Origin of the sequence: Kitasatospora sp. YST-16, from assembly GCF_026802215.1 — a bacterium.
GTDB classification, from domain to species: domain Bacteria; phylum Actinomycetota; class Actinomycetes; order Streptomycetales; family Streptomycetaceae; genus Kitasatospora; species Kitasatospora cineracea.
In genome coordinates, this window is the sequence record NZ_CP113837.1 from 2,615,593 (window position 1) to 2,638,027 (window position 22,435).

At 73.7% G+C, this 22,435-nt stretch carries 23 protein-coding genes; 13 read left to right on the forward strand and 10 right to left on the reverse strand.

The annotated features are described in order from the left end of the window. The first annotated feature begins 220 nt into the window (after positions 1 to 220). Positions 221 to 1,927 (forward strand): methionine--tRNA ligase, encoded by a 1,707-nt coding sequence (gene metG, locus OU787_RS11735; RefSeq protein WP_268659297.1) that lies wholly within the window; start codon positions 221 to 223, stop codon positions 1,925 to 1,927. 7 nt (positions 1,928 to 1,934) lie between these two features. Here the strand turns inward: metG and OU787_RS11740 are convergent, their stop codons facing one another. Further along, positions 1,935 to 2,525: a TetR/AcrR family transcriptional regulator gene (locus tag OU787_RS11740; RefSeq protein ID WP_030457283.1), complete on the reverse strand. Its 591-nt coding sequence runs from the start codon at positions 2,523 to 2,525 to the stop codon at positions 1,935 to 1,937. 127 nt (positions 2,526 to 2,652) lie between these two features. Between OU787_RS11740 and deoC the strand changes: the two genes are divergently transcribed. From deoC to pth, 5 genes are all read left to right on the forward strand, one after another. Next, a complete protein-coding gene (deoC, locus tag OU787_RS11745) occupies positions 2,653 to 3,639 on the forward strand; it encodes a deoxyribose-phosphate aldolase (protein WP_030457284.1) in 987 nt (328 codons plus the stop codon). Positions 3,640 to 3,644: 5 nt separating this feature from the next. Beyond that, positions 3,645 to 5,141 (forward strand): aldehyde dehydrogenase family protein, encoded by a 1,497-nt coding sequence (locus OU787_RS11750; RefSeq protein ID WP_268659298.1) that lies wholly within the window; start codon positions 3,645 to 3,647, stop codon positions 5,139 to 5,141. After that, the gene (locus OU787_RS11755) at positions 5,134 to 6,036 is read left to right on the forward strand and encodes an aldehyde dehydrogenase family protein (RefSeq protein ID WP_268659299.1); all 903 of its coding nucleotides are present in this window, start codon (positions 5,134 to 5,136) and stop codon (positions 6,034 to 6,036) included. The genes OU787_RS11750 and OU787_RS11755 overlap by 8 nt, the downstream gene beginning before the upstream one ends. A gap of 193 nt (positions 6,037 to 6,229) precedes the next feature. Next, positions 6,230 to 6,865, forward strand: a complete 636-nt coding sequence (locus OU787_RS11760; protein ID WP_030457287.1) for an ATP-binding protein — start codon at positions 6,230 to 6,232, stop codon at positions 6,863 to 6,865. Between the two features lie 14 nt (positions 6,866 to 6,879). After that, a complete protein-coding gene (pth, locus tag OU787_RS11765) occupies positions 6,880 to 7,455 on the forward strand; it encodes an aminoacyl-tRNA hydrolase (protein ID WP_030457288.1) in 576 nt (191 codons plus the stop codon). Positions 7,456 to 7,626: 171 nt separating this feature from the next. Here pth and OU787_RS11770 read toward each other — a convergent pair whose 3' ends face one another. Beyond that, complete coding sequence (locus OU787_RS11770; protein ID WP_369794873.1) at positions 7,627 to 8,433, reverse strand: SigE family RNA polymerase sigma factor; 807 nt, start codon at positions 8,431 to 8,433, stop codon at positions 7,627 to 7,629. 283 nt (positions 8,434 to 8,716) lie between these two features. On the opposite strand from OU787_RS11770, the gene OU787_RS11775 reads away from it, so the two are divergent. The 4 genes from OU787_RS11775 to OU787_RS11790 all read left to right on the forward strand — a co-directional run bounded on the left by OU787_RS11775 (position 8,717) and on the right by OU787_RS11790 (position 12,050). After that, positions 8,717 to 9,394: a response regulator transcription factor gene (locus OU787_RS11775; protein WP_198544925.1), complete on the forward strand. Its 678-nt coding sequence runs from the start codon at positions 8,717 to 8,719 to the stop codon at positions 9,392 to 9,394. A 31-nt stretch (positions 9,395 to 9,425) separates the two neighbouring features. After that, positions 9,426 to 10,937 (forward strand): sensor histidine kinase, encoded by a 1,512-nt coding sequence (locus OU787_RS11780; RefSeq protein WP_030457291.1) that lies wholly within the window; start codon positions 9,426 to 9,428, stop codon positions 10,935 to 10,937. Then, on the forward strand, positions 10,934 to 11,263 hold the full coding sequence (locus OU787_RS11785; protein WP_268659300.1) for a hypothetical protein: 330 nt from the start codon (positions 10,934 to 10,936) through the stop codon (positions 11,261 to 11,263). Before OU787_RS11780 ends, OU787_RS11785 begins: the two co-directional genes overlap by 4 nt. A gap of 97 nt (positions 11,264 to 11,360) precedes the next feature. Further along, a complete protein-coding gene (locus OU787_RS11790) occupies positions 11,361 to 12,050 on the forward strand; it encodes a VanZ family protein (protein WP_051816387.1) in 690 nt (229 codons plus the stop codon). 12 nt (positions 12,051 to 12,062) lie between these two features. Here the strand turns inward: OU787_RS11790 and OU787_RS11795 are convergent, their stop codons facing one another. Further along, positions 12,063 to 12,872 (reverse strand): hypothetical protein, encoded by an 810-nt coding sequence (locus OU787_RS11795; RefSeq protein WP_268659301.1) that lies wholly within the window; start codon positions 12,870 to 12,872, stop codon positions 12,063 to 12,065. A gap of 291 nt (positions 12,873 to 13,163) precedes the next feature. Here OU787_RS11795 and OU787_RS11800 point away from each other — a divergent pair, with 291 nt between their 5' ends. Continuing rightward, the gene (locus OU787_RS11800; RefSeq protein ID WP_030905187.1) at positions 13,164 to 13,346 is read left to right on the forward strand and encodes a PspC domain-containing protein; all 183 of its coding nucleotides are present in this window, start codon (positions 13,164 to 13,166) and stop codon (positions 13,344 to 13,346) included. A gap of 136 nt (positions 13,347 to 13,482) precedes the next feature. Here OU787_RS11800 and OU787_RS11805 read toward each other — a convergent pair whose 3' ends face one another. The 3 genes from OU787_RS11805 to OU787_RS11815 all read right to left on the reverse strand — a co-directional run bounded on the left by OU787_RS11805 (position 13,483) and on the right by OU787_RS11815 (position 16,363). Next, a complete protein-coding gene (locus OU787_RS11805) occupies positions 13,483 to 13,671 on the reverse strand; it encodes a hypothetical protein (protein ID WP_268659302.1) in 189 nt (62 codons plus the stop codon). A 493-nt stretch (positions 13,672 to 14,164) separates the two neighbouring features. After that, positions 14,165 to 15,313, reverse strand: a complete 1,149-nt coding sequence (locus OU787_RS11810; RefSeq protein WP_268659303.1) for an adenosine deaminase — start codon at positions 15,311 to 15,313, stop codon at positions 14,165 to 14,167. Positions 15,314 to 15,406: 93 nt separating this feature from the next. Further along, the gene (locus OU787_RS11815; RefSeq protein WP_268659304.1) at positions 15,407 to 16,363 is read right to left on the reverse strand and encodes a LysR family transcriptional regulator; all 957 of its coding nucleotides are present in this window, start codon (positions 16,361 to 16,363) and stop codon (positions 15,407 to 15,409) included. Positions 16,364 to 16,427: 64 nt separating this feature from the next. On the opposite strand from OU787_RS11815, the gene OU787_RS11820 reads away from it, so the two are divergent. Then, positions 16,428 to 17,699, forward strand: a complete 1,272-nt coding sequence (locus OU787_RS11820) for an MFS transporter (protein ID WP_268659305.1) — start codon at positions 16,428 to 16,430, stop codon at positions 17,697 to 17,699. Further along, entirely contained in the window at positions 17,696 to 18,205 is a 510-nt protein-coding gene (locus OU787_RS11825) for a Uma2 family endonuclease (RefSeq protein WP_268659306.1), read from the forward strand. The genes OU787_RS11820 and OU787_RS11825 overlap by 4 nt, the downstream gene beginning before the upstream one ends. Before the next feature lie 26 nt (positions 18,206 to 18,231). Here OU787_RS11825 and OU787_RS11830 read toward each other — a convergent pair whose 3' ends face one another. From OU787_RS11830 to OU787_RS11845, 4 genes are all read right to left on the reverse strand, one after another. Further along, entirely contained in the window at positions 18,232 to 19,509 is a 1,278-nt protein-coding gene (locus OU787_RS11830) for a thymidine phosphorylase (protein WP_268659307.1), read from the reverse strand. 96 nt (positions 19,510 to 19,605) lie between these two features. Continuing rightward, positions 19,606 to 20,010 (reverse strand): cytidine deaminase, encoded by a 405-nt coding sequence (locus OU787_RS11835; RefSeq protein WP_030457302.1) that lies wholly within the window; start codon positions 20,008 to 20,010, stop codon positions 19,606 to 19,608. Then, a complete protein-coding gene (locus OU787_RS11840; RefSeq protein ID WP_030457303.1) occupies positions 20,007 to 21,272 on the reverse strand; it encodes an ABC transporter permease in 1,266 nt (421 codons plus the stop codon). Before OU787_RS11840 ends, OU787_RS11835 begins: the two co-directional genes overlap by 4 nt. Beyond that, positions 21,269 to 22,435, reverse strand: a complete 1,167-nt coding sequence (locus tag OU787_RS11845) for an ABC transporter permease (protein WP_051816391.1) — start codon at positions 22,433 to 22,435, stop codon at positions 21,269 to 21,271. The genes OU787_RS11840 and OU787_RS11845 overlap by 4 nt, the downstream gene beginning before the upstream one ends.

A 22,435-nucleotide genomic window follows, 5' to 3' on the forward strand; every position in this document is an offset into this window, starting at 1 on the left:
GCGGGCTCCTCCGCCCGCGCCCCGGCCCGTCCCCGCCGCCCGCTCCCCCGGTCCGCCCGCCCCGCTTGACAGCCCCCGGATAACCGGTCCGGCCGGGACCGGCCGGTTCGGTACGATTGGCGGCGGCCGGGCGGCTGCCCTGACGGCCCCGCACCGGTCCTCTGACACCCACCCGCGGGCGCGTCGGCGCGCCCGCCGGAGAACAGGGAGCATCCAAGAGATGACTCGGCAGTTGATCACCAGCGCGCTTCCCTACATCAACGGGATCAAGCACCTGGGCAACATGGTCGGGTCGATGCTCCCGGCGGACGTCTACTCCCGGTACCTGCGCCAGCGCGGCCACGAGGTGCTGTACATCTGCGCCACCGACGAGCACGGCACCCCCGCCGAGCTGGCCGCCCAGGAGGCCGGGCTGCCGGTGGCCGAGTTCTGCGCCCGGGCGCACGAGCAGCAGAAGGCGATCTACGACGGCTTCCAGCTGTCCTTCGACTACTTCGGCCGCTCCTCCTCCCCGCAGAACCGGGAGATCACCCAGGAGATCGCCCGCGAGCTGCAGGCCAACGGCTTCATCGAGGAGCGGGCGATCCGCCAGGTCTACTCGATCGCGGACGGCCGCTTCCTGCCGGACCGCTACATCGTCGGCACCTGCCCGCACTGCGGCTACGACAAGGCCCGCGGCGACCAGTGCGAGAACTGCACCCGGGTCCTCGACCCGACCGACCTGCTGGAGCCGCGCTCGGCGATCAGCGGCAGCTCGGAGCTGGAGGTCCGCGAGACCAAGCACCTGTTCCTGCTCCAGTCGAAGCTGACCGACGAGGTCGAGTCCTGGATCGCCGCCAACGGCGACAACTGGCCCGTACTGGCCTCCTCGATCGCCCGCAAGTGGCTCACCGAGGGCCTGCAGGACCGCGCGATCACCCGCGACCTGGAGTGGGGCGTCCCCGTCCCGGCCGACACCTGGCCCGAACTGGCCGCCGAGGGCAAGGTGTTCTACGTCTGGTTCGACGCCCCGATCGAGTACATCGGCGCCACCAAGGAGTGGGCGGACGCCACCGGCGGCGACTGGCGCTCCTGGTGGTACGAGGCGGACGACACCGTCCGGTACACCGAGTTCATGGCCAAGGACAACGTCCCGTTCCACACCGTGATGTTCCCGGCCACCATCCTCGGCTCGCGCAAGCCGTGGAAGAAGGTCGACTACGTCAAGGCGTTCAACTGGCTGACGTACTACGGCGGGAAGTTCTCCACCAGCCAGAAGCTCGGCATCTTCACCGACGTCGCGCTGGAGCTGCTGCCGGCCGACTACTGGCGCTACTACCTGATGGCGAACGCCCCGGAGTCCGACGACTCCAGCTTCACCTGGGACCTGTTCGCGGCGACCGTCAACAAGGACCTCGCCGACACCCTGGGCAACTTCGTCAACCGGGTGCTCTCCTTCAGCCGCAAGCGCTTCGGCGACGAGGTCCCGGCCGGCGCGGCGAACGGCGAGGCGGAGCTCGCCCTCGGCACCCAGATCGCCGAGCTGCTCGCCGAGTACGAGGCCCAGCTCGACGCGCTGAACTTCCGCAAGGCCGCCCAGGCGCTGCGCGCGCTGTGGTCCGCGGGCAACGCGTACCTGGACGTCACCGCGCCGTGGACGCAGATCAAGACCGACCCGGAGGCGGCCGCGCGCACCCTGCGCACCGCGATCAACCTGATCCACCTCTACTCGGTGGTCTCCGAGCCGTTCATCCCGGCCGCGGCCAAGGCGATCCGGGAGTCCTTCGCGCTGGACGGCGACACCCGCACCTGGGTGTCGGCCGACGAGGCCCGGGAGCTGTCCCTCGTCCCGGCCGGCACCGGCTTCACCGTCCCGCCGGTGCTGTTCGCCAAGATCACCGACGAGGACCTGGCCGCCTGGACCGAGCGCTTCGGCGGCGGCGCCTGACGTCCCCTCAGCCCGTCAGGTACCCCTGGACGGTGCGGCCCAGCAGGGGGGCCAGCACCTCCGGGGGTGCCGAGGCGAGCGGCTCGACGGCGATCACGTAGCGGGCCACCGCCAGGCCGACGACCTGCGACATCACCAGTTCGACCCGCAGTTCCGGGTCCGGCAGGTCGAGCAGGCCGGCCACCCGGGCGACCAGTTCGGTCACCATGAAGTCGCGCATCAGCGCCGCGACCTCCTCGCTGGCGGCGGCCGTCCGCACCAGCGCCAGCAGCCGCTCGCGCACCGGCGGCTGCTCCCACAGCCCCAGCACGAAGCCCGCGACCCGCTCGCCGACCGTTGCCGGGTCGCCCGCGAACACGCTCTCCACCACCGTGCGCGGGTCGAGCGGGAACTCCAGCGCCGCCATGAACAGCCGGTCCTTGCTGCCGAAGTAGTGGTGCAGCAGCGCCGCGTCCACCCCCGCGGCCCGGGCGATCGCCCGCATGCTGGCCTTCTGGTAGCCGCGCGCCGCGAACTCCGTCCGGGCCGCCGCCAGCACCGCCCCCCGGGTGTCCCCGCCCCCGGGCCGCCGCCCCCGCGCCTTCGTACCGCCGCTCATCCCGCCATTGTCCCCGTCCCGGGGCCGGGCGCTCTCCGCTCCGGCGGGTGGGCACATTTCGGTCAGGACTCGAAACCGCCCCGCCCTACCGGCTTCCTACGCGCGTAGATATGCTGCTCTGGTGACTATGTCCACTCTTGCAGCCAACGCCCCCGGCGCCGCGGGCGGCGGTCTCGCGGACGTCGCGGCGTCCGAGGCCACCTTGCGCCGTTTCCTGCACGGCCTGCCCGGGGTCGATCAGGTCGGTCTGGAGTCGCGGGCGGCCACCCTCGGCACGCGGTCGATCAAGACCACCGCCAAGGCCTTCGCCATCGACCTCGCCATCTCGATGATCGACCTGACCACGCTGGAGGGCGCGGACACGGTCGGCAAGGTCCGCTCGCTGTGCGCGAAGGGCCTCAGCCCCGACCCGTCGGACCGCTCCACCCCGCGGGTCGCGGCGATCTGCGTGTACCCGGACATGGTGGCGACCGCGAAGGAGGCGCTGCGCGGCAGCGCCGTCCAGGTCGCCTCGGTGGCCACCGCGTTCCCCTCCGGCCGGGCCGGCCTGCCGGTCAAGCTGGCCGACACCGCGGAGGCGGTCGCCGCCGGGGCAGACGAGATCGACATGGTGATCGACCGGGGCGCGTTCCTCTCCGGCCGCTACCTGGAGGTGTTCGAGACGATCCGGGCCGTCAAGGCGGCCTGCGAGCGCCCCGACGGCACCTCGGCCCACCTCAAGGTGATCTTCGAGACCGGCGAGCTGCAGACGTACGACAACGTCCGCCGGGCGTCCTGGCTGGCGATGATCGCCGGCGCGGACTTCATCAAGACCTCCACCGGCAAGGTCGCCGTGAACGCGACCCCGCCGGTGACGCTGCTGATGCTGGAGGCGGTGCGCGACTTCCGCGCGGCGACCGGCGTGCAGATCGGCGTGAAGCCGGCCGGCGGCATCCGCACCACCAAGGACGCGATGAAGTACCTGGTGATGGTGAACGAGACCCTGGGCGACGACTGGCTGAGCCCGCACTGGTTCCGGTTCGGCGCCTCCAGCCTGCTGAACGACCTGCTGATGCAGCGCCAGAAGCTGAGCACCGGCCGGTACTCCGGTCCCGACTACGTGACGGTGGACTGAGGACGATGGCGAAGACCAAGAAGACCGAGACCCCGGCCGGGGACGCGCAGCGGCCCGCCCGCACGGGGAGCCTGTTCGCGTACGCCCCGGCCCCCGAGTCCCCCGCCGCCGCGGGCGAGATCGCCACGAGCTACGGCCACTTCATCGGCGGCGAGTTCGTCGACTCCTCCGGCTCGGAGGCGCTGAAGACCGTCAACCCGGCCACCGAGCAGGTGCTCGCCGAGTTCGCCCAGGGCACCGGGGAGGACGTGGACCGCGCGGTCGCGGCCGCCCGCAAGGCGTTCGCCGACTGGTCGGCGCTGCCGGGCAGCGAGCGCGCCAAGTACCTGTTCCGGATCGCCCGGATCATCCAGGAGCGCTCGCGCGAGCTGGCCGTCCTGGAGTCGATCGACAACGGCAAGCCGATCCGGGAGACCCGCGACGTCGACCTGCCGCTGGTCGCCGCGCACTTCTTCTACTACGCGGGCTGGGCCGACAAGCTCGACTACGCGGGCTGGGGCCCGAACCCGCGCCCGCTGGGCGTGGCCGCGCAGGTCATCCCGTGGAACTTCCCGCTGCTGATGCTGGCCTGGAAGGTCGCCCCGGCGCTGGCCACCGGCAACACGGTGGTCCTGAAGCCCGCCGAGACGACGCCGCTGACGGCTCTGCGCTTCGCCGAGATCTGCCGCCAGGCGGGCCTGCCGAAGGGCGTGGTGAACATCGTCACCGGCGACGGCCGCACCGGCGCCGCGCTGACCGCGCACCCGGACGTGAACAAGGTCGCCTTCACCGGCTCCACCCCGGTGGGCCGGGCCATCGCCAAGCAGCTGGCGGGCACCCGCAAGAAGCTGAGCCTGGAGCTCGGCGGCAAGGCCGCCAACATCGTCTTCGACGACGCGCCGCTGGACCAGGCGGTCGAGGGCATCGTCAACGGCATCTTCTTCAACCAGGGCCACGTGTGCTGCGCGGGCAGCCGCCTGCTGGTGCAGGAGTCGGTGCAGGACGAGCTGCTGGACGCGCTCAAGCGCCGGATGGGCGCCCTGCGGGTCGGCGACCCGCTGGACAAGAACACCGACATCGGCGCGATCAACTCGGCCGAGCAGCTGGCCCGGATCACCGAGCTGGCCGCGGCGGGCGAGCAGGAGGGCGCCGAGCGCTGGGCCCCGGAGTGCGAACTCCCGGGCGCGGGCTACTGGTTCCGTCCGACCCTGTTCACCGGCGTCTCGCAGGCGCACCGGATCGCCCGCGAGGAGATCTTCGGCCCGGTGCTGTCCGTGCTGACCTTCCGCACCCCCGCCGAGGCGGTGGAGAAGGCCAACAACACCCCGTACGGCCTGTCCGCGGGCATCTGGACGGAGAAGGGCTCGCGCATCCTGTGGATGGCGAACCGGCTCCGGGCGGGCGTGGTGTGGGCGAACACCTTCAACAAGTTCGACCCGACCTCGCCGTTCGGCGGGTACAAGGAGTCCGGTTACGGCCGCGAGGGCGGTCGCCACGGCCTGGAGGCGTACCTCGATGTCTGAGACCACCGTCCGACTGGACGTCTTCAAGACCTACAAGCTGTACGTCGGCGGGAAGTTCCCGCGCTCGGAGAGCGGGCGGGTGTACGAGGTGACCGACAGCAAGGACCAGTGGCTGGCGAACGCCCCGCTGGGCACCCGCAAGGACGCCCGGGACGCCGTGCTGGCGGCCCGCGCCGCGGTGAAGGGCTGGTCGGGCACCACCGCGTACAACCGCGGCCAGGTGCTGTACCGGGTCGCCGAGATGCTGCAGGGCCGCCGGGAGCAGTTCGCGGCCGAGGTGGCCGCGGCCGAGGGCGTGGGCGCGAAGAAGGCGGCGGCGCTGGTGGACGCGGCGATCGACCGCTGGGTCTGGTACGCGGGCTGGACCGACAAGGTCGCGCAGGTCGCGGGCGGCGCCAACCCGGTGGCGGGGCCGTTCTTCAACCTGTCCACCCCGGAGCCGACCGGCGTGGTCGGCGTCCTGGCGCCGCGGGCCGGCACCGGCTTCTCGCTGCTGGGCCTGGTGTCGGTGATCGCCCCGGCGATCGCCACCGGCAACACCGTCGTGGTCGCGGCGGCCGAGCAGGCCCCGCTGCCCGCGCTGTCGCTGGGCGAGGTGCTGGCCACCTCGGACGTGCCGGGCGGCGTGGTCAACCTGCTCTCCGGCCGCACCGCCGACCTCGCCCCGACGCTGGCCTCGCACCAGGACGTCAACGCGCTCGACCTGGCCGGGGCGATCGACCCGGACGGGCCCGGCGCGGCGGCGGCGCTGGAGGCGTCGGCGGCGGATACATTGAAGCGAGTGGTCCGGCCGGCCGCCGACCCGTCCGCCGAGGACTGGACGGCCGCTCCCGGCACCGGGCGGCTCCTCTCCTTCCTGGAGACCAAGACGGTCTGGCACCCGATGGGCATCTAGCCCACCCGCCCGACCCCGCAGACCGGCCGTCCTCAGTGCCCTACCCCCCCCGGGGCCCGGGCGGCCGTGACGGGCCCGCACTTCTCCCCCCCTGGTGCGGGCCCGTCCCCATGCCCGCGCACCCGCCCCGTTCGCAGGAGGGGCCGACCGGCGGGTTCCGAGCTGCCCCTGTGATGCCTCAGACTGGTTTCCCGTGAGTGACACCCCGCTGAACCGCCGCCCGATATCCCGCGTCATCCTGCTGTCGGGCCCCTCGGGGTCGGGGAAGTCCTCGCTGGCCGAGCGCAGCGGCCTCCCGGTGCTGCAGCTGGACGACTTCTACAAGGACGGCGACGACCCGTCCCTGCCGCAACTGCCCGACGACGGCGGGACGGACTGGGACTCCCCGCTCTCCTGGCACGCGGAACAGGCACTGGCCGCGATCCGGACCCTGGCCTTCGAGGGCCGGGCCGAGGTCCCGGTGTACTCGATCCCGGACAACGGCCGGGCCGGCAGCCACCTGCTGGAGCTGGACGGCGCGGCCGGCTTCGTCGCCGAGGGCATCTTCGCCGCCGAACTGGTCCGCCGCTGCGCCGCCGAGGGCCTGCTCGGCGACGCCCTGTGCCTGCGCAACAAGCCCTCCACGACCGCCTGGCGGCGCTTCCGGCGGGACGTCCGGGAGGGCCGCAAGTCGGTCCCCTACCTGGTCCGCCGGGGCCTGCGCCTGATGCGGGCCGAACGCGGCATCGTGGCCCGGCAGGTCGAACTGGGCTCCTACGCCTGCTCCGGCGTGGAGGCGGGCCGCCGGATCGCCGCGGTGGCCCGGCAGCTGCCCGCCGAACTGGTCTGAGGGGGCGCGGGGCGGTGGACGGACGCTGGTTGGTGGCGGGGCTGGGCAATCCGACCCGCCGGTACGCGGGAACGCGGCACAACGCGGGCTTCCTGGTGGCCGACCGGCTGGCCGAGCGGCACGGCGCCCGCTGGCGGGGCCTGACCACCCGCACCGCCTCGTTCGAGCTGGACGGCCGCACCGTGCTGCTGGCCGAACCGCAGTGGTCGATCAACCTGTCGGGGCGCCCGGTGGCCGCTCTGCTGCGCCGGCACGGCGTCCCGCTGGAGCGGCTGCTGGTGGTGCAGGACGACCTGGACTTCCCGTTCGGCGCGGCCCGGTTGAAGCGCGGCGGCGGCCCGGGCGGGCACAACGGCGCCCGCTCGGTGCACGCGGCGCTGGGCACCGCGGACTACGCCCGGCTGCGGGTGGGCGTGGGGCGCCCGGCGAAGGGCGTGAAGGTGAGCGACTTCGTGGTGGAGCGCTTCTCGGACGAGGAGCGGGAGCGGATGCCGGAGCTGCTGGAGCGCTGCGCGGACGCCGTGGAGGCGTTCGTGCTGCGCGGCCTGAACCGCGCCCAGGACGTGCTGCACACCGCCGGCGCGCACTGAACCGGCGCACGGCGAACGGGCGGGGCCCCGGTGCCGTTTCCCCCGCACCGGGGCCCCGCCCGTTCCGTTCGGGTGCGGGACCTTCCCCCCGCGGCCGTCTCCCCCGAGCCGTCCGCCGTGTCCCGCGCCCTTCCCCCCACTGCCCGTCCCCCGACGGGAGTCCCGGTGTCGTCAGGCGACCAGCTCGCCGAAGGCGTGCACGGTGTCGCCGGAGCGGTTGAGCTGCTCGTCCTCGCGCATCCGGCGCAGCGCGCGCCAGATGGAGCTCTTCACGGTGCCGACGCTGATGCCGAGGATGTCGGCGATCTCCGGGTCGGTGCGGCCCTCGTAGTAGCGCAGCACGAGCATGGTGCGCTGGTTCTCGGGCAGCTTGGCGAGCGCCTGCCAGAGCACGGCGCGCAGTTCGGTGCCGCCCATCGCGTCGGTGTCGCCGGCGTGCTCGGGGAGTTCCTCGGTCGGGTACTCGTTGACCTTGCGGCGGCGCCAGGCGGAGATGTGCAGGTTGGTCATGGTGCGGCGGAGGTACCCGCCGACGGCGGCCTTGTCGGTGATCCGGCCCCAGGCGCGGTAGGTGGAGAAGAGGGCGCTCTGCAGCAGGTCCTCGGCCTCGTAGCGGTCGCCGGTGAGGTGGTAGGCGGTGGCGTACAGGGAGGCGCGGCGCTCGCGCACGTACGCGGTGAACTCGGCGATGTCGCGCGCCTCGTCCGTCGCGGCGGCCGGGTGCTCCCCCTGCGCGCCTCCCTGTTCGGCCTGCTCGCCCCGGAAGGTCTGCGGTGCGACCCGCAGCGTCCGGCCCGCGGCCAGGTTCCCCAACCGGCCGTGGGTGGTGTCCCCGCTCCTGGTCCCCACGACCGGGCGGCGGGTCCCGGCGTTGTGCGCGCACCCCCGTACGAGCACGTTGCCGGCGTTCTCCTCCTCGTGCCGCGTCCGGTTGGTGCCGAGGACGGCGGAACGCGGCCCGGCGTTTCGGGTCGTCAGCGTTGCGGTCATCGGGCACCCCCATGGTCGGTACGAGCGGTTCTGCGCCGCTGCGGTTCCGGGCGGTGGCCCGGCTCCGTTCTGCGGCGACGAGGAAAATCCTGCCGTCCGCGCGTCATGGCGGTGTCCGTCGACTGTCACAGGGCTGTCACAAGGAGGGGCGGTCCGTGACGGTCCCGGGCTCCTCGGATGCGGACGCCGGAGCGGGGCGGTCCGGTTCCCGGTGCGCCGGGAGTCACCCGGGTGGGTGCTTCCGGTGGCCGGGTGGGACACAATGACCCCCGTGTCTTTCCTGCTTCTGATCGAGGACGACGACGCCATTCGCACCGGCCTCGAGCTCGCCCTCACCCGCCAGGGTCACCGGGTGGCCGCCGCCGCGTCCGGCGAGGACGGTCTGCGCCTGTTCAAGGAGCAGCGCCCGGACCTGATCGTGCTGGACGTGATGCTGCCCGGCATCGACGGCTTCGAGGTCTGCCGGCGGATCCGGCGCACCGACCAACTGCCGATCATCCTGCTGACCGCCCGCTCCGACGACATCGACGTGGTGGTCGGCCTGGAGTCCGGCGCCGACGACTACGTGGTCAAGCCGGTCCAGCCGCGCGTGCTGGACGCCCGGATCCGGGCGGTGCTGCGCCGCGGCGAGCGGGAGAGCTCGGACTCGGCGGCGTACGGCGGCCTGGTGATCGACCGTTCGGCGATGACCGTCACCAAGGACGGCCAGGACCTCCAGCTGACCCCGACCGAGCTGCGGCTGCTGCTGGAGCTGAGCCGCCGCCCCGGGCAGGCGCTCTCCCGCCAGCAGCTGCTGCGGCTGGTGTGGGAGCACGACTACCTGGGCGACTCCCGGCTGGTGGACGCCTGCGTGCAGCGGCTGCGGGCGAAGGTCGAGGACGTGCCGTCCGCGCCGACGCTGATCCGCACCGTCCGCGGGGTCGGCTACCGTCTCGACCCGCCCGCGTGACCCTTCTCCCCCTCCGACTGGTGAGCCTTTTTTGACCGACCATCAGACCGCGCCGCGCCGCGCCCGTTCGGCGTCCTGGCGGCGGCTCAGTTCACTGCGGGTCCGGCTGATAGCGGTGTTCGCCGCGGTCGCGCTGGTCACCGCCGTCTCCGCGTCCGGCATCGCCTACTGGCTGAACCGCGACGCGGTGCTCAAGCGTGCCCAGGACACCGCGCTGAACGACTTCCGGGGTTCGCTGACCCGCAACGTCTCGCTGCTGCCGCTGCACCCGACCTGCCAGGACCTGCGGATGCTGGCCGTCCAGGTGGCCAGTTCCGGGCTGGCGTACGACGTGGTGGTGGTCGACGACTCGGTGCCGGGCTGCACGGCGTCCTCCGACCCGATCGGCTTCTCGCTGCGGCAGGTGCCGGCCGCGCTGGTCACCGCGGTGAACAAGCCGCGCGAGACCGGCCCCGGCAACCCGTACGAGTACCACCTGTACTGGCAGCGGGTGAACCTGGCCGGGCCGTACGTGGTCGGCGGGACGAAGGTGGTGCCGGGCGGGCCGACCGCCTACATGTTCAAGTCGCTGCAGAACGAGCGGGCCGACCTGAACACCCTGGGCGTCTCGCTGGCGATCGCCACCCTGCTGGCGCTGGTCGGCTCGGCGCTGCTCGCCCAGGCCGCCTCGGCGACCGTGCTGCGGCCGGTGCGCCGGCTCGGGGACGCCGCCCGGCGGCTCGGCGAGGGCGAGCTGGACACCCGGCTCGACGTCGAGGGCAACGACGAACTCGCCGAGCTGGCAAGGACGTTCAACCGCACCGCGGAGTCGCTCTCGGAGCAGGTCGCGGAGCTGAGCGCGCGCGAGGCGCAGTCCCGCCGGTTCGTCGCCGACATGTCGCACGAGCTGCGCACCCCGCTGACCGCGATGACCGCCGTCACCGACATCCTGGAGGACGAGGCCGACGCCCTCGACCCGATGATCGAGCCGGCCGTGCGGATCGTGGTCTCCGAGACCCGCCGGCTGTCCGGCCTGGTGGAGAACCTGATGGAGGTGACCCGGTTCGACGCGGGCACCGCCAAGCTGGTCGCCGACGAGGTCGACATGGCCGACCTGATCATGTCCTGCATCGACGGCCGGGCCTGGTACGACGCGGTCGAACTGGACGCCCCGCGCGGCATCCTGGCCGTGGTCGACCCGCGCCGCCTGGACGTGGTGTTCGCCAACCTGATCGGCAACGCGCTCAAGCACGGCGGCTCCCCGGTGAAGGTGAGGGTCCGCCAGGACGACGAGGCGCACACCGTCGTCGTCTCGGTCTCCGACGGCGGCCCCGGCATCCCGGAGGACGTGCTGCCGCACGTCTTCGACCGCTTCTACAAGGCCGACAAGGGCCGGGCCCGCTCGGAGGGCAGCGGCCTGGGCCTGTCCATCGCCGAGGCCAACGCCCGGATCCACGGCGGCGACATCACCGCCGCCAACAACCCGGACGGCGTCGGCGCGGTCTTCACCCTCACCCTGCCGCTCACCCAGCCGCCCGCCCCCGGGCCGGAGGACCGCCGATGACCCCCCGTCCCCGTCACCGTCCCCGTCCCGCCCGCCGGGCCCACCGGTCCCGCGCGCTGGCCCTGCTGGCCGGCGGCCTGCTCGCCCCCGCGCTGCTGGCCGGCTGCGGCATCCGCCCCACCGAGGTGCCGGTGGACGCCGGCGCCCCGGCCAGCCGCACCGCCTGCCCGGGCGAGGTGCTGGTCCCGATGGCGCCGGAGAGCGCCTCCCCGTCCGCCGTCCCCGCGCCCGGCCCCTCCCCGGCGGCCGGCCGGACCCCGGCCCCGGCGCCGCCGGCCACCCCCAGCAGTGCGTTCGTCGCCCCGTCCGCCAGCACCTGCCCCTGAGCCGGGGGCGACGGGGGTGCGGAAGACCACAGGACCCGGCGGGGCCGCCGGACGGCCGCGGGGAACCGGGCCGGACGGAACCTGCGTCCCCCGCAGTGTGCACACCACCGCACCCCGCGACCCCGCGACCGCCGACCACCGCCCGACCCGCCGACCGACGGCCGGGCGGGCCGGTGCCGGAGCGGCGGCGCCGTACCGGTCGCGGACGGCGGCCCGGCTGCTGCTCGGCCTGCACCTGCTGCTGCTCGGCTGGCTGAGCCTGCGGCCCGTCCCGGTCGCCTGGACCAGCCCGCCCAACCTCAGCCCGTTCTCCTCGGTCCACCAGGCGCTGTCCCTCGGCCCGGCCGCCGCCGTCCGCCAACTCGGCTCCGGCATGCTGCCGTTGGCCCCGATCGGGGTGCTGCTGCCGCTCGCCGTGGGCTCCCCCCGCCGCTCCTGGCTGCTGTCCTTCCTGCGCACCACCGGCGCGGCCGCACTGCTCGGCACCGCCCTGGAGATCCTGGAGGGCTGGGCCCCCGGCCACGTCCTGGACGTGGACGACGTCCTGCTCGGCATCGCGGGCGCGGCCCTGGCCCACCTGCTGCTGATGCCCCCGCTGCGCGCCCTGGACCGCCGCCGCTCCACCGCCGGCTGGATCGAGGCCGCCGAGACCGCCGAGACCGCAGGGGTGGCCGAAGCCGCCGAGGGCACCCCGGCACCGGCCGCCGGCCGCACCGAGGACCGGAACCGGACGCTCCCCCGCCCGGCCCTGCAGGTGCTCGGCCCCCCGGCCGCGCCGCGGGGCTGAGCACCGGACGGATCAGCCCGCGGCCTTCTTCAGACTGTCCACGTCGACGACCTGGTCGGCCGCCGGGGCGGTCGCCGGCACCGGCTTGTCGAAGTCGCTGAACCGCATGCTGCCGCTCTCGCCGCCGTCGACCGAGAGCAGGTAGGCCTCGCCCTGGTCGGCGATGGCGACCTCCATCTGCTTGCCGCTCTCCTCGCCCCCCACGGTGAGGACGACCGCGTCGACCCCGCCGACCTTCTTGGTGCTGTTCTTGGTCCCGCTGTTGTCCGGCGTGCCGTCCTCGTTCAGGCCGGCCTTCTTCATCAGGCCCAGCGGCATGTCGCAGAACTGGTCGAAGCGGCCGGCCATGGTGGCGGACTTCGTGGAGGTCAGCCACTTGCCGGAGATCAGGTTGGCGACCGAGGTGTTGGCGCCCGGGACGACCACCTTGATGAACTCGGCGTCCGGCTTGAGCCACACCTTCCCGCCGATGCGCAGGATCTCCGCCTTGCCCTTGCCCTTGATGCCGATGGTGCCGGCGCAGTTGCCGGTGGAGTCGGCGGCGACGTCACCGCTGATGTCGCCCTCCGCCTCCTGCACCTGGAAGGCGGCCTTGACGCTCTTGAGCTTCCCGTTGGCGGCCCGCATCTTCGTCATGATCTGCTCGACCGACAGCCCCTCCAGGCCACCGCCCGCCGCGGGCTTCGAGGCGGCGGCACCGGCGGAGCCGGAGGCGGCGGGCGCGGAGTCGCCCTTCTTGGTCGCGTCGGGACCACAGGCCGTCAGGCCGGTGACACCGAGGACGGAGAGCACGGTGACGGCCAGCAGCCGGTTCGCACGCATCAGAGTCTGTTCCCGTTTCCTATGACGATCGGATGCGCGAGTCTTCCAGCGACCGGAAACGGCCCTTGCCTTACCTCCCACTTATTTACTACCCCATTACCTTCGATGGCCCGCCGCACAAACTCAGGGTGTCCCCGGAGCCGACCCCGAGTCCGGCGTCCTCCCGCCCGGGGACCGCACCAGGGTCCGGATCGGCTTCGCGGCTGACGTGAAAGGCCAGGTCACGGCGGCAGGATGGAGTCATCGCCCGGTCGGACGGACCGCACCGGGCCCACCCCCACGGAGGAGAAGATGAGCACCCTCGCCCGCCCCCGCCACCGTCGCGTCATCGCCGGCGTCTGCGCCGGGATCGCCCAGCGCTTCGGGCTGGACCCGTGGACGGTCCGGATCATCTTCCTGGTGTCCTGCCTGCTGCCCGGCCCGCAGTTCCTGGTCTACCTGGCGCTGTGGCTGCTGCTCCCCCAGGAGCCGTGACCCGGCCCGCGCCGCCCGGCCCGCGCCGCCCGGGCCCGCCGCCCGGGCCCGCCGTCGAGCCCGGCGCTCCGGCACGCACGACAGGGGCCGTTCCCCCAGCGGGAACGGCCCCTGTCGTGCGTGCGCGTCCGGTGCGTCAGCCGCCCAGGCCCGGCAGGCTGGGCAGACCCGGGGCGCCGCCGCTGGTCGGGGAGAGGCTGCTCAGGGTGCCGACCACGCCGCCGACCGGGGTCTTGGCCAGGCCCTGGCCGCCGGGGACGGAGTCCAGGCCGCCGACCCGGTTGGCCGCCGCGGCGGGCGCGGACGGCGCCGGGGCGCCCTGCATCTGGTCGGCGCCGCCCGGGCCGGTCTGCTCGGCGACCGGCGGGGCCTGCTCGACGGCGGGGGCGTGGGCCGGGCGCCGGCGGCCGGGTTGAGGGTGCCGGTGACCGTGCCGAGCTGGTCGCCGCCGGGGAGCTTGCTCACCGCGCCGGTGGCCGCACCGGTCACGCCGGGGTTGGTGAGCGCGCCGGTCGGCAGTCCGAGGCCGCCGGGGGCGGCCGGCGCGGCGGCGGCGGAGCCCGCGGCGACGGCGGCGAAGGCGACGCCGAGCGCGGCGGTGCCGGCGGCCTTGAGAGTGGCCTGCTTCATGTGTGCGTCCTCAGTCCTGGTCGGGCCGGTGCACCGGCGGACGCCCGGAGTCGGGGACGTCGCCGTCACACCGAGTCAGCAGTGACCGGCCCACCGTAGTGAGAAGTCCCCGCGCCCTCCAAAGCCCGACCACTCCGGAGAGTGATAAGTCCGACCATCTCCCTGGACGTCCGGGAGGCCCTCCCTGCTCAGCCCCGCGGGCCGAACAGCCACTCCGCCTTCAGCTCGGCGTACCCGGGCTTGATCACGTCGCTGATCATCGCCAGCCGTTCGTCGAACGGCAGGAACGCCGACTTCATCGCGTTGACGGTGAACCACTCCAGGTCCGCCAGGGTGTACCCGAACGCCTCCACCAGGTGCGCGAACTCGCGGCTCATCGAGGTGCCGCTCATCAGCCGGTTGTCGGTGTTGACGGTGACCCGGAACTTCAGCCGGGCCAGCAGCCCGAGCGGGTGCTCGGCGTACGAGGAGGCCGCGCCGGTCTGCAGGTTCGAGGTCGGGCACATCTCCAGCGGGATCCGCTTGTCCCGGACGTACGCGGCCAGCCGGCCCAGCTCGACCCGGCCGTCCGCACCGACCGTGATGTCGTCCACGATCCGCACCCCGTGGCCGAGCCGGTCCGCGCCGCAGCACTGCAGCGCCTCCCAGATCGACGGCAGGCCGAACGCCTCGCCCGCGTGGATGGTGAAGTGGTTGTTCTCGCCCTTGAGGTAGTCGAACGCCGCCTGGTGCCGGGTCGGCGGGTGGCCCGCCTCGGCGCCCGCGATGTCGAACCCGACCACGCCGCGGTCCCGGTGCCGGTTGGCCAGCTCGGCGATCTCCTGCGAGCGGGCGGCGTGCCGCATCGCGGTCAGCAGCGTGCCGACCCGGATCCGGTGCCCGCGCGCCCGGGCGTTGGCCTCGCCCAGCCGGAAGCCCTCGTTGACGGCCTCCACCACCTCGTCCAGGCTCAGCCCGCCCTCCAGGTGCTGCTCCGGCGCGTACCGCACCTCGGCGTACACCACCCCGTCGGCGGCCAGGTCCTCCGCGCAGTCCGCCGCGACCCGCACCAGCGCGGCCCGGGTCTGCATCACCGCGCAGGTGTGCGCGAAGGTCTCCAGGTACCGCTCCAGCGACCCGGAGTCGGCCGCCTCCCGGAACCACTCCCCGAGCTCCTTCGGGTCCGTGGTCGGCAGCCCCCGGTAGCCGCAGTCGGCGGCCAGTTCGACGATCGTCTCCGGCCGCAGCCCGCCGTCCAGGTGGTCGTGCAGCAGCACCTTCGGCGCCCGGACGATCTGCTCGGGGGTGGGAACGCGCGGGGCCGTGGTGCCCGCGATTGCACTGATCTGCTTCTCCATTGCCGGAGCATAGCCCCTACGCGCGTAGATTGCCTATCGCCACGCCACCCGCCCGAACCGGAACCCGTCCGCCCACCCCCGCGGAGGAGCCTCTCAGTCGTGCGCCAGGATGCTCCCCCGGCGCGAGAGCACGAAGTCGCGGAAGGCCGCCGCCGGCGGCGTGAGCGGGCGGTTCGCGTGCCAGGCGAGGCCGATGGCGCGGCGGGTACGGGGGGCGGTGACCTCCAGTTCGACGACGCCGGGGCGGGGGACCAGCGCGGGCGGGAGCAGCGCGACGCCGAGGCCGGCCGCGACCAGGCCGCGCAGGGTCTCGACCTCCTCGCCCTCGAAGGCGATCCGCGGGGTGAACCCGGCCTCCGCGCAGAAGCCCTCCATGATGTGGCGCAGCCCGTACCCCTCCTCGACCGTCACCCAGCTCTCCCGCGCGACCTCGGCGAGCCGGATCCGGCGGCGGGCCGCGAGGCGGTGGTCGGCGGGGACGGTGAGGAAGAGCCGCTGCTCGTCCAGCGGCCGGGCGGTCAGGCCGGGTTCGTCCGGGAGCGGGGAGACCAGGCACAGGTCGAGCTCCCCGGCCCGCAGGCGCTCCAGCATCGCGGCCACGTAGTCCTGGACCAGTTGGAAGCGCACCCGCGGGTGCCCGGCCCGGAAGCCTCGCAGCAGGGCGGGGACGGCGTCCGTGCCCATGGTGTGCAGGAAGCCGAAGGCGACCCGCCCGGCCGCCGGGTCGGCCTCCGCCCGGGCCGCCTCGACACCGCGCTCGACCTCGGCGAGGGCCCGCTCGACGGCGTCCAGCAGGATCCGGCCGGAGCGGGTGAGCCGGACGGTGCGGCCCTGCCGGGCGAGCAGGCCGACGCCCAGGTCGGCCTCCAGCCGGGCGATGGCGCGCGACAGGGTGGGCTGCGGCCTGCCGAGCAGCTGGGCGGCCTGGGTGACGTGCTCCAGCCGGGCGACCGCCGCGAACTCCGCCAACTGCGGTGCGAGCAGGGTCACATCGGCGTCCGGGCCGAGTTCGGCGAGGCGGGCGGGCCCGGAGCTGCTCTCATGCGTCATGGCATCAATGCTCCCCCATTCATGCATTGGACGCATCAAGCGGCCCGGGCCTAGCGTCGGCACCATGCAGCCCGCCAGTACCGAGGCGTCCGCGCCCGCCCCCACCAGCACCCCCGCCGACCTGCGCCTGCGCCCCGGCAGCCGGGACTTCCGCCGCGCCAACCTCGCCCTGTTCGCGGCGGGAGTGGCCACCTTCGTCCTGCTGTACTCGACCCAGGGCCTGCTGCCGGTCCTCTCCGCCGACCTCGGCCTGACACCCGGTCAGGCCAGCTGGACGGCCTCCGCCTCCACCCTCGGACTCGCCCTCGCCCTGCTCCCGGCCAGCGCCCTGTCCGACCGCTACGGGCGCACCGCCGTGATGACGGCCTCCACCCTGGCCGCCGCGCTGCTCGCCTTGGCCCTGCCGTTCGCCCCGGACCTCACCACCCTGGTGGTGCTGCGCGCGGTGCAGGGCGCGGCCCTGGCCGGCCTGCCCGCCACCGCGATGGCCTACCTCGCCGAAGAGGTGCACCCGTCGGCGCTGGCCTCCGCGATGGGGCTGTACGTGGCGGGCAACTCGATCGGCGGGATGGGCGGCCGGCTGGTCTCCGGCTGGGCCGCGGCCGCCTGGGGCTGGCGCTGGGGGCTGGCGGTCTCGGCCGCCCTGGCGCTGCTCGCCGCGCTCGCCTTCCGCGCCCTGGTCCCGCGCGCCCGGCACTTCCGCCGCGTCCCCGTCGACGCCCGGGCCCTGGCCGCCACCGTCACCGCGCACCTGCGCAACCCGCTGCTGCTGCGGCTGTACGCGCTGGGCATGCTCTTCATGGCCGTCTTCGGCGCGGTCTACAACACGGTCGGCTACCGGCTGACCGCCGCCCCCTTCCACCTCCCGGAGTCGGTGGCCGCCTCGATCTTCGTGGTCTACCTGGTCGGCACCGCGTCCTCCGCCTCCGCGGGCCGGCTGACCGCCCGCTGCGGCCGCCGCGGCACCCTCTACCTGGCGATCGGCACCACCACCGCCGGCCTGCTGCTCTCCCTCGCCGGCTCCCTGCTCTGCGCGGTCCTCGGCCTGGTCCTGATCACCGCCGGCTTCTTCGCCGGCCACGCCACCGCCTCCTCCGCCGTCGGCCGCACCGCCACCACCGGCCGCGCCCAGGCCTCCGCCCTCTACCTGATCGCCTACTACCTGGGCAACAGCCTCGGCGGCACCCTCGGCGCCGACGCCTACCACTCCACCGGCTGGTCCGGCACCGCCACCGTCGCCCTCACCGCCATGGCCTGCGCGGCCGGCGTCACCCTCTACGCCACCCACCGCGCCCATGCCACCCGCCGCGCGGGGGCCGCTACCGTGCGGGCATGACCGACGAATACCGAGCACTGCGGGCACTGGCCGACCTGGTGCCCGCGGTGCCGGACCTGCGGGCTCCGGAGATCGCCGAGGGCACGGTTCACCTCGCGCTCCTGCCGGGCCCCAGGCACGGCGCCGCCGTCGAGCTGGTCCGGCGTCAACTGGCCGCCCAGCTGGCGGCCCCCGGACGGGTGGTCCCGGCCGCGCCCCTGGAAGCCCCGTCCCTGGGCCTCCTGCGCCGTCCCGACCTCGCGGTCCTCCCGGCCCCGGTCGCCCGCCCGCTCCTGGTCGTGGAGGTCGTCGCCCCGCACTTCCTGGAGTTCGACCACCGGACCAGGGCCCGTGACTACGCCGCCATGGGCATCCCGACCTACCTGCTCGTCGACCCCCGCACGGGCACCGGCATCGTGCACGACGAACCGAACTACACCTGCCGCACCGACTTCGCCTTCGGCGACGTGATCACCGTCGGCCCCTGGACCCTCGACACCGGCGTCCTGCGCACCTACTCCGGCTGAGCGGTGCGCGGGACGCCGGCACCCGGCTAGCCGATCCGGTCCAGCACGATCGGCGCCGGGGTGAACGCCGTGCCGGTGGGGGCGACGGTGACGGCGCCCTCCAGGGACTCCAGGGCGTAGGGGAAGCGCTCGGGGGTGTCGGTGTGCAGGGTGAGCAGGGGCTGGCCGGCGGTCACCGGGTCGCCCGGCTTGGCGTGGAGTTCGACGCCGGCGCCGGCCTGGACCGGGTCCTCCTTGCGGGCGCGGCCGGCGCCGAGGCGCCAGGCGGCGACGCCGACGGCGTAGGCGTCGAGGGCGGTGAGGACGCCGGTGGCGGGGGCGGGGACGACGTGGGTCTCGCGGGCGACCGGGAGGGGGGCGTCGGGGTCGCCGCCCTGGGCGGTGATCATGCGGCGCCAGTGGTCCATGGCGGTGCCGTCGCGCAGGGCGTCGGCCGGGTCCTTGCCGTGGACGCCCGCGGCGGCGAGCATCTCGCGGGCCAGGGCGAGGGTGAGTTCGACGACGTCGGCGGGGCCGCCGCCGGCCAGCACCTCGACCGACTCGCGGACTTCGAGCGCGTTGCCGGCGGTGAGCCCGAGCGGGGTGGACATGTCGGTGAGCAGGGCAACCGTGGCGACCCCGGCGGAGCGGCCCAACTCGACCATGGTGCGGGCGAGTTCGCGGGCGTCGTCGAGGTTCTTCATGAAGGCGCCGGAGCCGACCTTGACGTCCAGGACGAGGGCGCCGGTGCCTTCGGCGATCTTCTTGGACATGATCGAGGAGGCGATCAGCGGGATGGCCTCGACGGTGCCGGTGACGTCGCGCAGGGCGTAGAGCTTCTTGTCGGCGGGGGCGAGCCCGTCGCCGGCGGCGCAGATGACGGCGCCGCAGCCGCGCAGCACGTCGAGCATCTCCTCGTTGGAGAGCAGGGCGCGCCAGCCGGGGACGGACTCCAGCTTGTCGAGGGTGCCGCCGGTGTGGCCGAGGCCGCGGCCGGAGAGCTGCGGGACGGCGGCGCCGCAGGCGGCGACCAGCGGGGCGAGCGGGAGGGTGATCTTGTCGCCGACGCCGCCGGTGGAGTGCTTGTCGGCGGTGGGGACGCCGAGCGAGGAGAAGTCCATCCGCTCGCCGGAGCGGATCATCGCGTCGGTCCAGCGGCTGATCTCCCGGGCCGTCATGCCGTTCAGCAGGATGGCCATGGCCAGGGCGGACATCTGCTCGTCGGCGACCTCGCCGCGGGTGTAGGCGTCGATGACCCAGTCGATCTGGGGGTCGGTCAGTTCGCCCCGGTCGCGCTTGGCCCGGATGACGGAGATGGCGTCCATACACGTGCTCCAGAAGAGGTGGCCGTAAGAGGTGAAATGCGTAGAGTGCCGCGGGATGTCCCCCGCGACACTCTACGCGCGTAACCAGGCAAACAGCTACAACTTGTCCGGCCCGAACGCGTCCGGCAGCACCTCGCTCATCGGCCGCACCCCGGAGGGCAGTTCGACCAGCAGGTCGGGCCCGCCGTGCTCGTACAGCAGCTGCCGGCAGCGCCCGCACGGCATCAGCAGCTCGCCGCCGCCGTCCACGCAGGTGAAGGCGACCAGCCGGCCGCCGCCGGAGGCGTGCAGCGCGGAGACCAGCCCGCACTCGGCGCACAGGCCGAGGCCGTACGAGGCGTTCTCCACGTTGCAGCCGACCACCGTGCGGCCGTCCTCGACCAGGGCCGCGGCCCCGACCGGGTACTTGCTGTAGGGCGCGTACGCGTGCCGCATCGCGGCCCGGGCGGCCTCCCGCAGCGCCTCCCAGTCGACGTCCCCGACCTCGACGGCCGCCGTCACTTGGCCTGCCCCTTGCGGTAGACCTGGCCGTCGGCCTTGGGCATCCGCAGCCGCTGCGAGGCCAGCGCGAGCACCACCAGGGTGATGACGTACGGGGTGGCGACGATCAGCGGGCGCTGCACCTGGTCGGTGCAGGCGTACCAGGTGGCGGTGCCGCCCGCGACGACCAGGCTGATCACGCCGGCGGTGAGCTTGCGGCGGTAGAACTGCCAGAGCGCGAGCAGCGCCATCGCGATGGCGACCACCAGCAGCAGCACGTGCACCGAGTCGGCGTCGCGCAGCTGGAGGCTGTCGGTGAAGCCGAACAGGCCCGCGCCGGCGGCCAGGCCGCCCGGCATCCAGTTGCCGAAGATCATCGCGGCCAGGCCGATGAAGCCGCGGCCCTGGGTCTGGCCGTCCCGGTAGAAGTGCGCGGCGACCAGCGACAGGTAGGCGCCGCCGAGGCCCGCGAAGGCGCCGGAGGCGACCACCGCGAGGTACTTGTACTTGTAGACGTTGACGCCCAGCGACTCGGCAGCGGTCGGGTTCTCGCCGCAGGAGCGCAGCCGCAGGCCGAACACCGTGCGCCAGAGCAGGAAGTAGCTGGCGACCAGCAGCGCGGCGGCGATCAGGGTGACCACCGACAGGTCGGTGACCAGGCCGCGGACGATGCCCGCCACGTCGGAGACCAGGAACCAGTGGTGCTGCTCGATGCCGTCCAGCCAGCTGGAGAGGCCGGGGAAGGTGAAGGTGGGCAGCGCGTCGGCGGGCGGCGACTGGTTGGCGCCGGCGCCGTCGGCCACGTAGTCCTTGTAGTAGATCCGGTTGACGTAGGCGCAGATGCCGGGGATCAGCAGGTTGATGCCGACGCCGGAGACGATGTGGTCGACGCCGAAGGTGACGGTGACCAGCGCGTGCAGCAGGCCGCCGAGCGCGCCGCCCGCCATGCCGGCCAGCAGGCCGACCCACGGGTTGACCAGGAAGCCGCCCCAGGCGCCGCAGAAGGTGCCGGCCACCATCATGCCTTCGAGGCCGATGTTGACCACGCCCGCGCGCTCCGCCCAGAGGCCGCCGAGGCCGGCCATGGCGATCGGGACGGCGGAGGCCAGCGCGGCGGTGATCTGGCCGGAGGAGGTCAGGCCGTGGTTGCCGGTGGCGGCGCCGACGGCGGCGAACAGCACCAGGGCGAGCGCGATCAGCAGCAGCACCACCGGCCAGGTGAGCTTGGCCCGCTTCGCGGGGGCGGCCGGCGTCTTGGGCTTGTCGGCGACTGCGGTGCTCATGCCGCGACCTCCTTCTGGGCGGCCGCGGCAGCCTGCGCGGCGAGCTCGGCGCCGACCTTCTGCTGCTGGCGCTTGAGGCCGTAGCGGCGCACCAGTTCGTAGGCCACGACGACGCAGATGACGATGGTGCCCTGGATCACCGGGATGATCTCGGCCGGGTAGTCGCCCCGGGTGGGCAGCTGGGCGCCGGAGGCGTCCAGGAAGGCGAACAGCAGCGCCGAGAACGCGATGCCGATCGGGGTGTTGCGGCCGAGCAGCGCCACCGAGATGCCGATGAAGCCGAGGCCGCTCTGCACGTTCTGCCCGAAGTACGGGGTGTTCTGCATGAGTTCGGGCAGGCCGACCAGGCCGGCCAGCGCGCCGGAGACCACGATCGAGGTGATCACCATGCGCTTGACGTTGACGCCGGAGGCGCCCGCGGCGCTCTCCGAGCGGCCGGTGGCGCGCAGGTCGAAGCCGAACCGGGTGCGGTTCAGGGTGAAGTGGAAGACCACGCCGACCAGCACCGCGATCACCAGGAAGCCCCACAGGGTGCCGCCCTGGGTCTCGAACGAGAAGAACCGGCTGGACTCGGAGATCTTGCCGGTCTGGATCGAGTTGGTGGTCCCGCTGGTCTTCGGCGCGAGCACGCCCGGCACCAGCAGCACGCCGATCAGCGCGACGGCGATGGCGTTCAGCATGATGGTCGAGATGACCTCGCTGACACCCCGGTAGACCTTCAGCAGGCCGGCGATCGACGCCCACAGGCCGCCGACGCACATGGCGACCACCAGCAGCAGCGGGATCTGCACGAAGGCCGGCAGGTCGATCTGGCTGCCCACGTACGCGGCGAACAGCATGGCCAGCTTGTACTGGCCCTCGATGCCGATGTTGAACAGGTTCATCCGGAACCCGAACGCGGCGGCGGCCGCGGCCAGGTAGTACACGATGGCCTTGTTCAGGGTGGCGACCTGGCCGTCGGACGCGGTGCCGTAGTTCCACATGATGGAGAACGCGTCGAACGGGTCGCGGCCGGAGACCGCCAGCAGGGTGCCGGCGATGATCAGCGACAGCAGCACGGCCAGCACGGGGGCGGCCAGCGCGAGGCCGATCCGCTCCAGGTCGACGCGCTCGCGCAGCGACCGCTTGGCCGCGGGTGCGGCCGGGGGGTTGGGACTGGTCAT

Bases quoted from the DNA above. Each gene is read 5' to 3' on its own strand.
- OU787_RS11755 (WP_268659299.1), top strand. From the start codon at position 5,134: ATGTCTGAGACCACCGTCCGACTGGACGTCTTCAAGACCTACAAGCTG.
- OU787_RS11810 (WP_268659303.1), bottom strand. From the start codon at position 15,313: ATGGAGAAGCAGATCAGTGCAATCGCGGGCACCACGGCCCCGCGCGTT.
- OU787_RS11785 (WP_268659300.1), top strand. From the start codon at position 10,934: ATGACCCCCCGTCCCCGTCACCGTCCCCGTCCCGCCCGCCGGGCCCAC.
- OU787_RS11825 (WP_268659306.1), top strand. From the start codon at position 17,696: ATGACCGACGAATACCGAGCACTGCGGGCACTGGCCGACCTGGTGCCC.
- OU787_RS11800 (WP_030905187.1), top strand. From the start codon at position 13,164: ATGAGCACCCTCGCCCGCCCCCGCCACCGTCGCGTCATCGCCGGCGTC.
- OU787_RS11795 (WP_268659301.1), bottom strand. From the start codon at position 12,872: ATGCGTGCGAACCGGCTGCTGGCCGTCACCGTGCTCTCCGTCCTCGGT.
- OU787_RS11740 (WP_030457283.1), bottom strand. From the start codon at position 2,525: ATGAGCGGCGGTACGAAGGCGCGGGGGCGGCGGCCCGGGGGCGGGGAC.
- OU787_RS11845 (WP_051816391.1), bottom strand. From the start codon at position 22,435: ATGACCAGTCCCAACCCCCCGGCCGCACCCGCGGCCAAGCGGTCGCTG.
- OU787_RS11750 (WP_268659298.1), top strand. From the start codon at position 3,645: ATGGCGAAGACCAAGAAGACCGAGACCCCGGCCGGGGACGCGCAGCGG.
- OU787_RS11820 (WP_268659305.1), top strand. From the start codon at position 16,428: ATGCAGCCCGCCAGTACCGAGGCGTCCGCGCCCGCCCCCACCAGCACC.
- deoC (WP_030457284.1), top strand. From the start codon at position 2,653: ATGTCCACTCTTGCAGCCAACGCCCCCGGCGCCGCGGGCGGCGGTCTC.
- OU787_RS11815 (WP_268659304.1), bottom strand. From the start codon at position 16,363: ATGACGCATGAGAGCAGCTCCGGGCCCGCCCGCCTCGCCGAACTCGGC.
- metG (WP_268659297.1), top strand. From the start codon at position 221: ATGACTCGGCAGTTGATCACCAGCGCGCTTCCCTACATCAACGGGATC.
- OU787_RS11830 (WP_268659307.1), bottom strand. From the start codon at position 19,509: ATGGACGCCATCTCCGTCATCCGGGCCAAGCGCGACCGGGGCGAACTG.
- OU787_RS11840 (WP_030457303.1), bottom strand. From the start codon at position 21,272: ATGAGCACCGCAGTCGCCGACAAGCCCAAGACGCCGGCCGCCCCCGCG.
- OU787_RS11805 (WP_268659302.1), bottom strand. From the start codon at position 13,671: ATGCAGGGCGCCCCGGCGCCGTCCGCGCCCGCCGCGGCGGCCAACCGG.